Genomic DNA, 15,300 nt, shown 5'->3' on the forward strand with positions numbered 1-15,300 from the left:
TATCTGAGCAAACGCCGTCTCTCTGCCATTTGGTGCCACGGGGACAGGTTAGCTTGCACCAATAAAAAGAAAAGGGCCGCGCACCCAAATGGATGCACGGCCCTTATGCCATGAATGCGAGCGATTCCGCGGCGAGCTATTTACTCAGCAGCCTCGGTGGTCTCGGCCTCGGCAGCGGCCTCCTCGACGGGAGCCTCTGCGGGAGCCTCGGCGGCCTGCTTGGCAGCCTCCTCGGCGAACTTAGCAGCACGCTTAGCCTTCTCGGCAGCCTTAGCCTCAGCGGCGGCCTTGCGAGCGGCCTCGGCCTCAGCAGCCTTGGCGGCCTTGGCAGCCTTGGCCTCCTCAGCCTTCTTGAGCTGGGCGGCAGCGGCGCCACCGAACTTGTCGGCGAAGCGCTGGACGCGTCCACCGGTGTCGACGAACTTCTGCTGGCCGGTGTAGAACGGGTGGCACTCGTTGCAAAGCTCAACCTTCATCTCAGACACGGTAGCGTGCGTCTTGAAGGTGTTGCCGCAGGAGCACGTCACCGTGCACTCGACATACTGGGGATGGATACCCTGCTTCATGGTAGGACTCCTTATTGGTCAGGCGCTGGTTACCGATCAGCGCATAAGGCGTCTTGGTTTCCGACCAAGACAACAAACTCGGCTATGGTACCACGGCGCCGCGTGTCCCACAAAAGGTTCACGGTCTTTTCGGCACAACACGAGCTGGACCTTAAATATCAACTTCATCCGAACACTCCCCCACATTCATCTCTCGTATGTATCGAGGTATTCCTGCTTGAGCGTCTGCGAGGACGACTTGATCTTTTCCACGAGCGTGCCGGCCTCGATGAAGTAGAACGAGTTGGTGAGGTCTGCCAGGTCGTCGAGCAGATGGCTTGAAATGAGCACGCTTCGTCCCCGCGCCACCTCGCTGCGCATCGCGTCGCAGGAGGTTTTCCGCTTTCCCGGATCGAGGCCGTTCAGCGGTTCATCGAGGATGAGGTACGGGCAACCGGTCGCTATCGCCATGGCAAGCTTTACCTGCTGCTTCATTCCTGTCGAGAGTTTACGGGTCGGCTTGTCGAGATATGGGGAGATTCCGAGGGAGCTGCAGAGCGAGTCGATGTCGGCGGCCGATTTCCACGCCTCCCTAACGAAAGCAAGGTGCTCGATGGCCGATAGCGTGGGATAGAGATCCGTGCCGCCTGAAGAGCTCAGGTAGACGAGTTCTGCAAATTCGGCTGATCGACGTTGGCAGATTCCGTCTGCCGCCAGGCTTCCCGAGTGGATGCGGGTGGGAAATTGGCCCGACAGCGCTTCAAGAAGGGTGGTTTTCCCCGAGCCGTTGGGAGCAATGAGGCCCGCCGCCGTTCCCGGGCTCAGGAAAAGCGACCCGATTGAAAGTATCGTCGTGCTTCCGTATCCCACGCTCGCGTCCAGAAGCTCGAGCCCATGGTGCTTTTTCGCGGGTCCAGGCTGTTTGGGGGAACGTGTCGCAACGGCGCCGACCGCAAGAAGGACCGCGGCGTATATCAGGGCCACGGCAAGCATCGATGCACCGCTTGAACCGGAGTCAATGAATTCTGTTGGGAAGCATCCTACGTAACCCGTTGCCTCGATAGGCGAGAATACGGCCAGCGGCAGGAGCCCGAGCACGGCATTATGCCCTAGTGCCGAATCGGACAGCAACGGGAATGCCGGGGCCGCGACAAGCAGCGCGGAGGTGAGGGGGCCCGCGAGGACGCGCCTCGTTGCGGTCGATAGGACGACGGAACAAACGGATATCAAGGTTCCGCCCGCAAGAAGCGCGATAAGCAGGGCTGTGAAGACGTTTCCCGCGGTCGTGGTGGTAAGCGCGCCGTCATGGAAGAAGGCGATCGGGTACCCAATTTGCCCGAAGCCGTTAAGGGCCAAGGCGTAAATGCCCCCGGGTGCAAGGCCGGCGAGGAGCATCGCGGTTCCCGCGGCGATTATCGAAAACACGATCTGGATAAGGCGCCGGAATTTGGGCACGGGCGCCTTCGCCGCCAGGGTCGCAGGCCTTGTGGCTCCGAGCAGGAGTATCGACGAGAGAAGGAAGGGAATGAAGGGAAGGAAAGACGGAACCATGGCAATGGCGTAAGGCAGGAAGGAAAGGAATGGCAGATCGCTTGCGGAGGCTGGAATGTGCGTGATGCCGGAACTGCTCAGGGCACGGCAATATGCGAGCTCCGCGTCATTGGTCTCTCGGTCTCCCACGATGGATCCGGATTGGAAGCCTTCGTCCATGAGCGCGTAGTAGCTCTCGGCAGAATCGAGAAAGGCGGCGTCGGTTTGAGCGGCAAGGGCGGCGTTCGCGTATCTTGCAAGCTCCGCGTCATTTTGCTGCTCTGGAGATAGGTCTGTGCCGCTGGCCTGGGGCGCGCGCGTATTGAATGCGTCGACAAAGCTCTGCATGCCCTGTTTCATAAAGAAGGGCCCGTAGATGGGTGAATTGAACGCAATGGGGACGGAAAAGGCTGCAGCGAGAACGAGCGTACAAATCCATACGGCCCTGTCTCTTAGGATTAGTTTGAGAAGAAGTCGACAGTACATTTAGAAGCACCTACGTTCCTCAAAGAATTGTTAGATTAAAAGTAACAGACCGGATGAAGATACGTGCGACGGGGGCGAGGCGAATGGCTGAGCGGCATCGATACGCGGGTTCAACGGTATCACATTGGCCACATAGATTTTTAACTTGCATTTCTACCCGCCCTTTTCGTAGAGTCGCCGATACGTGCTTAGCGCACCCTCGGCGCGTCCGGCAGGCTTTGCGAAATGGGATCCAGGAGACTTCGGCGCAGCATCATCTTGCGGAATGCTTCTAATGAGCCTCCCATCCTTCAAAAACAGAATCTCATCGCACAGCCTATCGACCGAATCCAAGATGTGGGATGACATGATGATGCACGTACCAGAATCGGCCAGCTTCCTGAGAATCTCGGAATGCAAGTCCACCCTGCTGGGGTCGAGCGCGTTCATGGGCTCATCTAATAGAAGGTACCGCGCGCCCGTCGCATACGCAATCGCCAGGGTAAGCTGCTGCTTCATGCCCTGGCTCAGAGTGCGGATCCTCATCTTCGCGAACTCGCCTATCTGCGTTTGTTCCACTATCTCTTCGATATCGCGAGCATGCGGCCACATATCGCAAACCATCTTGAGGTGATCTTCCGCACGCAATCCGGGATACAGCAGCGTCCCCTCACCAGGTGCATAGAAGATCATAGAACGGACCTCTCTCGCACCCGTACCCTGCACCTCATCCAGAACGATGCTCCCGTCCACGCGAGGACCCGGCAAACCTGCCATCGCACGCAGCAACGTCGTCTTTCCATGCCCGTTCGGAGCGACGAGACCGTAGACCGTACCCGGGGCAAACTCAGCGTTCACCGAATCTACGAGCACCTTCTTTCCATAAGAGATCGTCAGCGTTTGAAGGTCAATCATCGAGATCATCCCCTTTCGATCTTTGGAACACTCAGGCGCACCATCAACGGAGATACGGCGCCCAAGACCACCAGCAGAGCGCCCGATGCGCCGACGACCTCTCCAAAAGGCATCGCGTTCGTCCCTCGCCCAAGGAACCCAATCGTCCCCACCTGGGAAGCGGGATCAAACGAGGCGAATGGAGCCAGCAGCGCGACGCCCATGCCCACGCTTTCAACATGAGCGCTCAACGAACCCAACACCGAGAGAACCGCGCAAACCATTCCGGTGACAACGGGGTTGCGGCTAATCGCTGCTGTCAACGCAGCGACGACGGAAATCACGCCGTATGCCATGACCAGCAACGGAATACTGCACAACACCGCCTCCCCCACCGTGGACGTTGTCGAAGCTCCCGCCCGAATGAGAGCGACGGGATACTCCGATCCACCCGCACCGTTCTTAATCACGGACACAACGACAGCGGGAACCATCGACACCAAAAGCAGCACCAAGCCAAGCAGGAGAGCCAGCGCAACAGCCGTCAGAAAACGCACATGCGCTGTTGCGGGGATCTGGAGAACCAGAAGGGAACGACACTGCAGGTGGGTGCACGCGAGCGATGTGACAACCACGGGCAACAGCAAAAATAAGGAGGGAAGCGCTGCCTGGAGATACGAAAGGAGGATTAATGGGGGCATCTTCGTACTTAACTCGTAAACCTTGGGGTCCGGCAAGCTCGCGATCGACTCAAGCAGAAAGGCGCGCGCCTCCGCACGAGAAGGAGTCTCCGGCTCGATTCCGATCGATTGCAGGAGAGTCGCATCTGCCGCGCCCAGCTCACCTCGAGCGCGCTCGTACGTCGCAAGGCTTCGAAACCCCTCCGCAGGCATAGGCGCGTACACGAAACCCGAAAGAGCATCCCGCATGTCTTCCAGGGCCGCTTTGCCCTCGACGTCCATATTCGCAGCGTTCTGCTCTAGATACCGATCTATTGAACGGAGCTCCCCATCCCTATACCGAACAGCGGAAACGTTATCAGCGTCAGGAAACATCTCGACCAGAGCCGGGGCCAGCATCGTCGTCGACATTGCAATCGCGCATACGGCGAGGGTAGGAGAACGCAGGAGCAGTTTCCCCATCGTTCTTACGTATGCAACGGCGGAGGCACAAGCGCTCGAACGAGTTGCCGTTCTCGATGCAGTGAAGGAACCTCTCTCAAGACAAATCGGGGATATCGGGCACGCGCAGCCGCTCTTTCCAGCAACGCAAAGCAGGCTAATTGCCAGCACCTCGATCCCGATTGCGCATACGAGGGCAATCGCGCCACGCTCGAAGCAAAGTCCAGGCAGATTCACTATCTGCGTTGTCGGGTACGGGCTATAGGCGCCGACGGTCAACTCAGTGTTCGCATACGTAAGGGGATTCAACAGGGCGAACTCACGTAAAGCGATGGATCTTCCGTAATACCCGGGAACCATCGTCACCCCCATCAGGGCACATACGAACACGATTCCAAGCGTAGGGTTATTGGCAATCTTCACGGCAAGGTGAACGACAAGCGAGATGAACGCTGCCACCAAGAATTGCAAGATGGCCGTCTGCGCGAACACCAGCCAAGCCGGTTTGATAACCGGAGTCGCATATTGAATGTAGCCTATCGGATAGAACGGCGAGCCCGGGCCATTCTTCACAAGCGCGGCGATTATCCCTGGAAGATTGATGGCGAGGACGGCAAGCATTGCAAAAACACTCGCCCATACGCTCGATGCAACAAGTCTACCCAGCTCGCCCATCGGTGCCTGGATGATGAGCTTTTCACGTTTGTTAAGACGCGCGGCAAGGAACGAGACGGCAACGGCCGTTGCGACCCATAGCAAGTACTCCTTCGATCCGTCATAATAGGTGTACTCTCCATCCGATATCTGCAGAAACGGAAGTAGGGGAGAGAGCGGTGCCAAGATAAGACGTCCCGCGGCAAGAGGGTACAGAAGCGCGGGCATGCTTGATGAAGAGGTATAGACACCGTCCTCCCCCGCATTCACAAGCGCATCCGCATAGGATGCTGACAATTCCTGCTCAACACGGGTTATTCCCGACTCGAGGTATTCGACCCGTCCGTCGATGCCAGCCGCGCTCCTGAAGACGGGCAGAGCACAAAGAACCATCAACGCAACAACGACAACACAGAGCGACCTGGAGGAGAGAAGCGACCTAAAGATCGCCTTCGAGATTTTGAGCATATTCATCGCCAACCTTAACCTCATCCAGTCGGAACAGAGGGGCCGAACAAAATGCTCGGCCCTTCCTCGCATCTAGTAGGTGCTATAGACAAATTGCCATTTATCAGTTGTGCCAAGAACACCACAGGAGCACATTGCAGCGAGGCGGGATTCCCTATGATGCGCGGATCGGCGATAGCCATTTCGGTAGGAGATCGTCTTGTAAGAGATGTTGAACATCGAGATGCTGTGCCCGCTTACGCCGCGAGGACAGCTGTAGCTCCAGTAGGTATCGACGACGTCGTCCGTATACCCGAGGGGCTCAACGAGGGCACACTGGCTGCTCTCCTGGGAAGGAGGCATCGGGGTATCCGCAAAAGCGGGGGCTCCCGGCAGCAACAGACAAAGAGCGAGGCCGAGGAAAACCAAGAGCTTACACGACTTAACAGTACTGAACATAATCCTCTCCAATCTAGAGGGATTTCGGTTGCAGCATGCTGTGATTACTTGCCGGCAAAGTCAATTTAACATAAACTGTTAAAAAGTAACCTGAGTTTTTTAAATTCTTCGGAGGTTATTATGAGTTCCGACAATCGCACTCCCCGGCTTCATTCCTTCCGCATCGCATGTGCGATAGCCTCTGCGACCCTTTGCGCCACCGCCATCGCACAAGTGGCGTTCTCCTTAAAGCCAGCAATCGAAGTGCTCGACAACCCTGTAATTGCAGACTCCCCCGCGTATCCAGCCCTTGCGATCTCGACATTGGTCCCTGCCGTCATCGGTATCGCTACGACCATCCTCAGCGCCGTTCTCGTGTGGACGATCAAGAGCGGAGACCCCTTCAAGAAAGGGTCTGCGACATGCTTGAAGGTGCTCGGCATTCTCTTCGTTGTTCAAGCTGCCACCAGCCTCTACGCCGGCTCACTCAAAACCTCCGTTTCGATGTTTGGCGGCGAGGGGGCCGTCGGCGCCCAAGAGATCGCTTCATCATTCGATTGGACCTCTCTGGTTCTCGGCATCGTCCTGTTCATGCTTTCCCAGCTCTTCTTGTACGCCCGAGAGCTGTACCTCGACTCCGACGAGATTGCGTAAGGAAACGCCATGCCCGTAATTGTTCGCCTCGACAAGATCATGGCCGAGCGAAAGATTTCCTCGAACGAACTTGCCGAAAGGATTGGAACCACGCCCGTGAACCTGTCCCGTATTAAAAAAGGGCATATTCGCGGCATTCGCTTCAACACACTCGAGCAGCTATGCCTCGCCCTTCGTTGCCAACCCGGAGACCTTCTCGAAGTCATGAGCGAAGAGGATGCCCGAAAGGAGTTCGGACTCGATTGGTCCGCCGAGGATTAGAGGGCGGTCGTACTCGCCCTGCACACGGGGATGCGAATCGGCGAGGTCTGCGGCCTTCGGTGGTGCGATGTGGATTTCGAGACGGGCCTGATCTCGATCAGACACTCGGTGGCGTACGCGAAGGGAATGGGTTCGTTCATCAAGGACACCAAGACCCATGACGCCAGGGGTATCCCCATCGACCCGGTCGGCCTACTCCCCTTCCTGAAGGAGACCCACGAGATCGACTGCGGAAAGCTGCGCTTGCGCGGCCTTACCGGGGCGGTCGAGATCGGGGACTGCTACATCCTGTCGGAGCCGGGCGCGACCTTCGCGACGACAAGCTATATCCGCAGGGCGTTCAAGACGTTCTCGGAGACCAACGGCCTCATGGGCACCAACGACGAGCTGATCACGTTCCACGGCCTTCGCCACACGTTCGCAACGCAGTGGATCCGCCAAGGCGGCGATATCAAGGCGCTCCAATCGATCCTCGGCCACAAGGACGCCATGGCGACGCTCAACGTCTACGTCGACATCGAGCCCATCTCCAAAATCCATAACATGCTGCGCGCCACGCCGTGCCTTTGGCGCGGGCACCTCGGGCCGAGGGTCGATCCGGGTCCCATGTTCCAACAGAGGATCCAGGAGTCCATCGAGACGCTCCAGGCGTTCGGCTACGGCATCACCGAGCCGGACGACCGAAATATCGCCATACGCGACGTGAAGACGAACAGTTGGCTCTAGCTCACCGAGTACGCGGCAGTGCTGGGCCCATCCCAACTGAGGTCACGGTGGTCCGATAGGGGCACCGCCCGCGGCATGCGCCGCGGAGCGGTATCCCCTACCGAAGGGCGGGGATGCCCTCCGCTTCCAGTTCGGAATCAGCCGTCGGAGGCGTTCGGCTGACTGCGGGAACGGCCTGTCCGCTCAATGTGTTCGGCTGAGATCGGAAATCAACCCAACACGAGCCGGACACGCGCCAGACGGCTCTTCCCCGTACGGCCTTCCCCCTTACGCTCATGTTGCAGGCATGTAACGCCGCAGCGAGCGCGCCTTTTTTGCGCCAGACAGGTACAATGATGAACACTGTACCGTAGCGGAGCGCCCCGCGCGCGCCGCAACCACGCGAAAGGGTTTCCCATGGCCGAGATCTCGTCCTCCCGTATCGTCATCACCGTCCTTGGCAAGAACCGCCCCGGCATCGTCGCCGGCGTCACCCGTGTCCTGGGCGAGGCCAACGTCGACATCCGCGACATCACGCAGTCCATTATCGAGGACATCTTCACCATGACCATGCTGGCCGATACCGCCGAGTCCAAGCTCGACTTCGCTGAGCTGCAGAAGGCCCTGGCCGAGGCCGGTGAGCTTTCGGGCGTCAACGTGTCCATCCAGCGCGAGGACGTCTTTAACTTTATGTACCGCCTGTAGCGAACAGGCCGCTGGGGATAGCCTGACACGCGCATGCCCATGCAGGCCACCCCGATGCGGCCCGGAGAGGAGCGCGCATGGCCTACGACGCCAAGAAAATCTATTACCGCTTCGATGACCACTTGAGCCGACTGGTTCTGGATTACGAAGCAAGCCGCCAGATTTCGTCTGAGAGCGAAAGCCTCTACCACGGCCTGCCGACCGACCCTTATGACGAGGGCCTGTTTGTCGAGCACAATGTCAAGCGCGGCCTACGCAATGCCGACGGCTCGGGCGTGGTCGCGGGTCTCACTCGTATCTCGGATGTGCACGGCTACAACAAGGTCGACGGAAAGGTCGTGCCCGATCAGGGCAAGCTCACGCTTCGCGGCTACAGCATCGAGGATCTGGTCAACAATGCCCAGGCCGAGAATCGCTATGGCTACGAGGAAGTCGCCTATCTGCTTATCACGGGTTCGCTGCCCAACAAGGAAGAGCTCGACGGCTTTTGCGAGCGCCTGGGCGCCTTTAGACACCTGAGTGACGAGTACGTTAAAGAGTTCCCTATGACCACGGTGTCGTCGAGCATCATGAACGTGCTCCAGCGCGCCGTACTGTTGCTCTACGCCTTCGATGCCGAACCAGACGTGATCACGCCCGAGCACGAAATCGACGTCGCCATTTCCATGCTCGCACGTCTCCCGCGCATCGCCGCCTTCGCACACATGGCCTCGGTCGCCAAGCTTCGCGGCTCCGAGGTTCACGTGCCGCACCCCACGCCCGGTCTCTCCACCGCCGAGACCATCCTACAGGTCTTGCGCGGTGGCATGGCGTTCACCCGCGACGAAGCCATGCTGCTCGACGTGATGCTCATGCTGCATGCCGAGCACGGCGGCGGCAACAACTCCACCTTCGCTTGCCGCGTGCTGTCGTCTTCGGCCACCGACCCGTATTCCGCCTACGCCGCGGCTATCGGCTCGCTCAAGGGCCCGCGCCACGGCGGTGCCAACGCCAAGGTCGTGTCCATGCACGAGGACATCCGCGCGCATGTCTCCAACTGGGAGGACGAGGACGAGGTCGCAGCCTACCTGGGCAAGATCCTCGACAAGCAGGCCTTCGACGGCACGGGCCTCATCTACGGTATGGGCCACGCCGTCTATACGCTCAGCGACCCGCGCGCCGAGGTCTGCCGCCGTTACGCGCGCACGCTTGCCGCCAAGAAGGACCTGGGCGATGAGTTCGCGCTCATCGAGCGCATCGAGCGCCTGGCACCCCAGGTCATGCGCGACCACGGCATGACCAAGCCCATCTGCGCCAACATCGACCTGTACACGGGCTTTATCTACAAGATGCTCGGCGTGCCCGAGACGCTCTTTACGCCGCTGTTCGCCGTCGCCCGCATGGCCGGTTGGTCGGCGCACCGCATGGAAGAGCTCTTCTGCGCGCACCGCATCATCCGTCCCGCGTATCGCCCGGTTATCGAGCCGTTGGAGTACAAGCCGCTCGCTGACCGCTAGGACGCGGACCGTTATAGAACTCGAGCGTGGCCAGGGCATCGCCGCCCTCGGCCACGCTTTTTATGCCAGTAGAAAGGATCGCAACGAATGATTGTGTTTTCCGATATGGATGGAACGCTGTTGACGAGCGATAAGCAGATGAGCGACGCCACCTGGGCGATGCTCGACGAGCTTGCGCGCCGCGGTGTTGAGTTTGTGCCCTGCACGGGGCGCCCGCTGTCGGGCATCTTTGAGCCCATCCTCGCCCACCCCGCCGTACACTACGCGGTCTGTGCTAACGGTGCCAGCGTCTGGCAGCTCGACGACGGTACGCCTACCGATGTCTCACGTGCTACGCGCATTTTGAGCCGACCGCTCGACCGCGCCATCGCCCACCGCGTCCATAGCATTGCCGCCGGCCACGATGTGACCTTCGATATCTTCGCGGACGGGCAGTGCTTCCTCCCCCGCTCGCTATACGGGCGTCTGGATGAGTTCTGTGGCGGCGACCCCCACATCGCGGCTTCGCTCAAGCGCACACGAACGCCGATCGACATGAATATCGACAGCAAGATCGACGAGGTCGAGACGCTCGAACGCATCGCTATGTACTGGCACGACCCGGCCGATCGCGACGCCATCGCGGCGGCGCTCGACACGCTCGGAGGCATTGAGGTCACGCGTTCGTACGCTATGAATATCGAGGTTATGGGCGAAGGCGCCACCAAGGGAACGGCCCTCACGTGGCTGTGTGAGCATCTGGGCGAGCGTCTCGCCGACGCCTGGGCGTTCGGCGACAACATCAACGACATCCCCATGCTGCAGGCAGCGGGCCATGGCATGGCCATGATCAACGCCGAGCCCGAAGATCGCGAGGCCGCCGACGCCATCACCGAATACGACAACGACCACGACGGCGTCGCCCGCACCATCATGGCCGCCCTCGCCTAGTCATTGGTCAGTCATTGGGGACGTTCTTAAACGACTAGTCACTGGGGACACTCTTCGCAAAAAGCTGCAAGGACCGTCCCCCACTGTCGGCAGAAAAGGAACGTCCCCATCTGCCGGATTAGGAGAGACTCTCCAGCACGCGACGGAGCTCCTGCTGGACGGCGTGGTCGCGGTTACAACCCACCACGCGATCGGCCACCGCCTTAAGCGCGGGGCGCGCGTTTTCCATCGCGCAGCCCGTGCCGACAAAGCGAATGATCTCGTAGTCGTTCATCGAGTCGCCAAACGCCATGACCTCGTCGCGACCAATGCCGTAATGCTCCGCGAGCTGCGCGATACCCGAGGCCTTCGACACACCGGGCTGCATGGCATCGATCCACGCGTTGCCCGAAGGCGCAAAAGTAAAGAGCTGACCAAGTTCGCGCTGTAGCACGTACGCACTGTCCATAACCGCACTGTCGTCGCAAAAGATACTCGCTTTGATGATATTTACGCTGGGATCGGGCAGCTCCCAAATGCGCTCGGCATTGGGAAGGTCCTTATCGACCTCGCGCACGAACTTGCACTCGTCATCGAGCAAAAAGGACTTGGTTCGGTCAAAGAGCGCAAGATGCAGATTGGGAAACGTCCTGACGGCTTGGGCGAGCCTTCGAATCGCCAGGTGGGAATACACCTCACGGTCTACCATCTTACCGTCGGCGTAGACTTGGGCGCCGTTAGCGGCGACAAAGTCCATCTTGTCGCGAACGGGCGCAAAGAACTCGCACAGGCGATCGTAGCGACGACCTGACGATGCGGCGAAATGCACGCCATGCTCGTGTAGCGCCAGAATCAGTTCGTAGGTCTCGGGAGGCACCTGGCCGTTTTCGTCAAGCAGTGTGCCGTCCATATCGGATGCAATCAGTTTAAACATAGAAAAGCTCCCTTCGGGCTTGTTGGAATCGAACGTGTATCCGATTCCAACGTACCCAAAGGGAGCTCAAATAAGACTCCGCGGGCGTAAACGTTACAAGGACCTGGCAAATAGCTCACACATGCCAGAGGTCTCACGGTCGCGGCGTCAGGCGACACGCCACCCCGACGGCTAGTCGTTTAAGAACGTCCCCGATGACTAGTCGGCGTAGGTGAAGGTCGTGACGTCGAACATGCCCTCGGGGCGGATGCGGAGCGTCGGGATTACCGGCAGGGGCAGGAAAATGATGCCCATGATGGGGTCGAGCGGCGGCTCGATACCCATGGCGCGCGCCTTGACCATAAAGTCGTCGTGCTGCGCGGCGACATCCTCGGCCGTGCCCTCGCTCATAAGGCCACCGAGCGCCAGCGGAATGCGCGCCACGACCTCGCCGTTGCGCACCAGCACGTGGCCGCCCTGGCCCACGGCCTCAACGGCAGCCATCATATCCGCCGCGTTGTCGCCCACCACGCACACGTTGTGCGAGTCGTGGCCAATCGTGGAGGCAATGGCGCCACCCGTGATGGTAAAGCCGCGCACCCAGCCGCGACCGATATGCTTGCCAACCAAGCCCAGACCCGCGGGGCCGTCACCGTCGGCGCCCTCGGCCTGCAGCGACACGCCGCGGCCGTGGCGCTCGATCAGCATAATGCGGCGCAGGCCCTCGGCACTCTCGGGGCGAGCCATACCTGTGATAGCCATACCCGGGATGACATCGATAACGGCCTCGCCCGGCTTAAAGGCATAGTCAAACACGTCGAGCGAAAGCTTCGGCAGCTTAACGGAGGCGCGCAGCTCATCGGCAAGGGCCGCAACCTCGGCCATCTCGGGTGCGATCTCGCCCACAAAGGTGCCATCCTGCGCCACCAGAGCACCGGCGGCATATACGCGATGCGGAGCCGTAGCAAACGTCAGGTCATTGAGTACCAGCAGGTCGGCACGCTTGCCCGGGGCAATCGCACCACGCAACTCGTGCGGGTCGCGGCAGCCGTGATCCAGGCCAAACGCCTCGGCCGTGGAGAGGGACGCCATAGAGATAGCGACCACGGGGTCGATACCGGCCTCAATCGCCACGCGGCAGGCATTGTCGATCATGCCAGTCGCAAGCGCATCGGAAGGGGCGCGGTCGTCAGTCGCAAAGCAGCAGCGGCGGGCGCGCGCGGGGTTCTCCAGCAGCATCGGCGACAGATTGGCCAGGTCATGGCTGCACGTGCCCTCGCGCAGCATCACGTACATGCCACGAGACAGTTTATCGAGCGCCTCCTCGGGAATCGTCGACTCGTGGTCGGCGATAATACCTGCTGCGGCATAGGCGTTGAGGTCCTTGCCGGCAACGAGCGGCGCGTGGCCGTCAACCTGCTTGGACGGCGTCTGGTTGGCAGCATCGATGCGAGCACAGGTCTCGGGGTCGGCCATAAAGACGCCCGGCAGGTTCATCATTTCGCCCAGACCAAAGACATCGCCTGGATGCTCGGCAAAAAACGCCTGCATATCGGCAGCCGAAATAACGGCACCGGCCTGCTCGTCGGGCAGCGCGGGCACGCACGAAGGCATCATGTACTTGATGGAGATGGGTGCGCGGCGGCCGTCCTCGATCATAAAGTGCAGGCCGTCCAGGCCCGCCACGTTGGCGATCTCGTGGCTGTCGGCAATGGCGGTGGTAGTACCGCGCGTCGCCGCCATGCGCGCATACTCGGCGGGGCGGATGTTCGAGGACTCAATGTGCAGATGTCCGTCGATAAAGCCGGGGGCGAGATAGCGACCCTGGCAGTCGATAACCTCGGCAGCCTCATAGGTACCGGCGGCATCGTCGCGACCGTCGTAGAGCACGCCGACGATTACGCCGCCCTTGACGGCAACGCTACCGGGCGCCACGCGCTGACCGTACACGTCGACAATCTGCGCATTGGTAAACAGCGTGTCGACGGGCACGCGACCCTCGGCGGCCTCGATCACAGACCTCATGACCTCAACGGACATACATACTCCTTTAACCGTAGAAATAACTGCGGGGCGGACGGGCCTTCACCGCAGCAAACCAATAGCCATTGTATGCCCAAAAGAAAGTCCCGCTAACACCCCCTTCCGCTTAACGGCACCGCCAAATGATCCCTCCGTCCCCAAGGGATCGTCGTAACCAAAAAGGCCGCAGTCGGGATTCCCGGCTGCGGCCTTATTGCACTTGTGAGGTCAACTCGCTCGTTAGACCAACTTAAAGCCCTTGCGCTTGCCCACGGAGAGGGTGTCGCCCAGTTTGAGGGCGCTCGGATCGATGTTGTAGCTCTTGGGAGCCACAGCCTTGCCGTTGATCTTGACGCCGCCGCCGTCGATGTCGCGGCGGGCCTGACCGGCGCTGGCCGAAAGGCCCAGGTCCTTGAGCAGGCCGGCGAGGTAAATCTGGCCCTCGTCGTTGACGGTCAGCTCAACGTGCTTCTCGGGGAAGTCGGCAAGCTGGCCCTCCTTGAACACGCGGTCGAACTCGGCCTGTGCCTCGTCGCCGGCGCCGGCGCCGTGGTAGGTGTCGCACAGGTCGCGGCCCAGTGCGCGCTTGAGCTCATAGGGATCGGCGGAACCATCGGCCAAGGCGGCGTCGATCTTGTCGACCTCGGCCGGGGTGAGCGAGCTGGCCAGACGATAGTACTTGCCGATCATCTCGTCGGGAATGGACATGGTCTTGCCGAACATATCCTTGGGAGCATCGGTCAGGCCGATGTAGTTGCCGTAGGACTTGGACATCTTGCGCACGCCATCGGTGCCCTCGAGCAGCGGCATGGTAAGCGCGATCTGCGGTTCCATGCCCATCTTCTCCATGAGCTCACGGCCGGCGAGCAGGTTAAAGAGCTGGTCGGTGCCGCCCATCTCGACGTCGGCCTTGATCTGCACGGAGTCGAAGGCCTGCATCACGGGGTACAGAAACTCGTGCAGGGCAATCGGCGTCTGGGACTGGTAGCGCTTGGTAAAGTCGTCGCGCTCGAGGATGCGGGCGACGGTGAACTTGGAGCACACCTGCAAAAGACCGGCCAGGTCCATCGAAAGGATCCAGTCGCCGTTGTGCACGATGGTGGTCTTCTCGGGGTCCAGGATCTTCATGGCCTGGCTCACGTAGGTCTCGGCGTTGGCCTCGATCTGCTCCTGCGAAAGCTGCGGACGGGTGGAATTCTTGCCCGAGGGGTCGCCGATCAGCGCGGTACCGTTGCCAATGATAAGGGTGACGTTATGGCCCAGGTCCTGGAACTGGCGCATCTTGCGCAGGGGCACGGCGTGGCCCAGGTGCAAGTCGGGGCTGGTGGGGTCGACGCCGAGCTTGATGTTGAGGGGCTCGCCCTTCTCAAGCTTCTTGCGAAGGTCGGCCTCGGGGACGATCTTCGCGGCGCCCGAGGTGATGATACGCATTTGCTCGTCAACAGACAGCATTGGGTATCCTCCTTTTGCCATAGCACCCTCACCGGATACGGCGGTGCTGGAAGTTCATAAACTCTCTTATGATAACCAAAACGGCGCGG

Annotated in this window: 13 protein-coding genes; 6 read left to right on the plus strand and 7 right to left on the minus strand. The window is 60.1% G+C overall.

Annotated features, from left to right (window positions below):
• Positions 1–140: 140 nt before the first annotated feature.
• The 4 genes from rpmE to DWZ15_RS05950 all read right to left on the minus strand — a co-directional run bounded on the left by rpmE (position 141) and on the right by DWZ15_RS05950 (position 5,683).
• Positions 141–566: a 50S ribosomal protein L31 gene (rpmE, locus tag DWZ15_RS05935; protein ID WP_006235303.1), complete on the minus strand. Its 426-nt coding sequence runs from the start codon at positions 564–566 to the stop codon at positions 141–143.
• Between the two features lie 186 nt (positions 567–752).
• On the minus strand, positions 753–2,435 hold the full coding sequence (locus tag DWZ15_RS05940; RefSeq protein WP_158572510.1) for an ATP-binding cassette domain-containing protein: 1,683 nt from the start codon (positions 2,433–2,435) through the stop codon (positions 753–755).
• Positions 2,436–2,714: 279 nt separating this feature from the next.
• Positions 2,715–3,455 (minus strand): ATP-binding cassette domain-containing protein, encoded by a 741-nt coding sequence (locus tag DWZ15_RS05945; RefSeq protein ID WP_117769450.1) that lies wholly within the window; start codon positions 3,453–3,455, stop codon positions 2,715–2,717.
• Between the two features lie 5 nt (positions 3,456–3,460).
• Complete coding sequence (locus DWZ15_RS05950; RefSeq protein ID WP_118449954.1) at positions 3,461–5,683, minus strand: hypothetical protein; 2,223 nt, start codon at positions 5,681–5,683, stop codon at positions 3,461–3,463.
• 552 nt (positions 5,684–6,235) lie between these two features.
• Here DWZ15_RS05950 and DWZ15_RS05960 point away from each other — a divergent pair.
• The 6 genes from DWZ15_RS05960 (at position 6,236) to DWZ15_RS05985 (ending at position 10,845) form a co-directional block, all read left to right on the plus strand.
• Positions 6,236–6,748: a DUF2975 domain-containing protein gene (locus tag DWZ15_RS05960; RefSeq protein ID WP_006235293.1), complete on the plus strand. Its 513-nt coding sequence runs from the start codon at positions 6,236–6,238 to the stop codon at positions 6,746–6,748.
• Positions 6,749–6,757: 9 nt separating this feature from the next.
• On the plus strand, positions 6,758–7,009 hold the full coding sequence (locus DWZ15_RS05965; protein ID WP_006235292.1) for a helix-turn-helix transcriptional regulator: 252 nt from the start codon (positions 6,758–6,760) through the stop codon (positions 7,007–7,009).
• Between the two features lie 18 nt (positions 7,010–7,027).
• On the plus strand, positions 7,028–7,735 hold the full coding sequence (locus DWZ15_RS05970; protein ID WP_255413744.1) for a site-specific integrase: 708 nt from the start codon (positions 7,028–7,030) through the stop codon (positions 7,733–7,735).
• Between the two features lie 396 nt (positions 7,736–8,131).
• Positions 8,132–8,419, plus strand: a complete 288-nt coding sequence (locus DWZ15_RS05975; RefSeq protein WP_006235289.1) for an ACT domain-containing protein — start codon at positions 8,132–8,134, stop codon at positions 8,417–8,419.
• A 77-nt stretch (positions 8,420–8,496) separates the two neighbouring features.
• Positions 8,497–9,915 (plus strand): citrate synthase, encoded by a 1,419-nt coding sequence (locus DWZ15_RS05980; RefSeq protein ID WP_099432030.1) that lies wholly within the window; start codon positions 8,497–8,499, stop codon positions 9,913–9,915.
• Between the two features lie 87 nt (positions 9,916–10,002).
• A complete protein-coding gene (locus DWZ15_RS05985; protein WP_118449958.1) occupies positions 10,003–10,845 on the plus strand; it encodes a Cof-type HAD-IIB family hydrolase in 843 nt (280 codons plus the stop codon).
• 118 nt (positions 10,846–10,963) lie between these two features.
• Here the strand turns inward: DWZ15_RS05985 and DWZ15_RS05990 are convergent, their stop codons facing one another.
• The 3 genes from DWZ15_RS05990 to tyrS form a co-directional block, all read right to left on the minus strand.
• Positions 10,964–11,758: a Cof-type HAD-IIB family hydrolase gene (locus DWZ15_RS05990; RefSeq protein ID WP_006235286.1), complete on the minus strand. Its 795-nt coding sequence runs from the start codon at positions 11,756–11,758 to the stop codon at positions 10,964–10,966.
• Positions 11,759–11,956: 198 nt separating this feature from the next.
• A complete protein-coding gene (locus DWZ15_RS05995) occupies positions 11,957–13,777 on the minus strand; it encodes an adenine deaminase (protein ID WP_118449960.1) in 1,821 nt (606 codons plus the stop codon).
• 222 nt (positions 13,778–13,999) lie between these two features.
• Positions 14,000–15,211: a tyrosine--tRNA ligase gene (gene tyrS, locus DWZ15_RS06000; protein ID WP_117564189.1), complete on the minus strand. Its 1,212-nt coding sequence runs from the start codon at positions 15,209–15,211 to the stop codon at positions 14,000–14,002.
• Positions 15,212–15,300: the final 89 nt, after the last annotated feature.

The organism is Collinsella sp. AF29-7AC (assembly GCF_003475665.1).
In the GTDB taxonomy this organism is placed as follows: domain Bacteria; phylum Actinomycetota; class Coriobacteriia; order Coriobacteriales; family Coriobacteriaceae; genus Collinsella.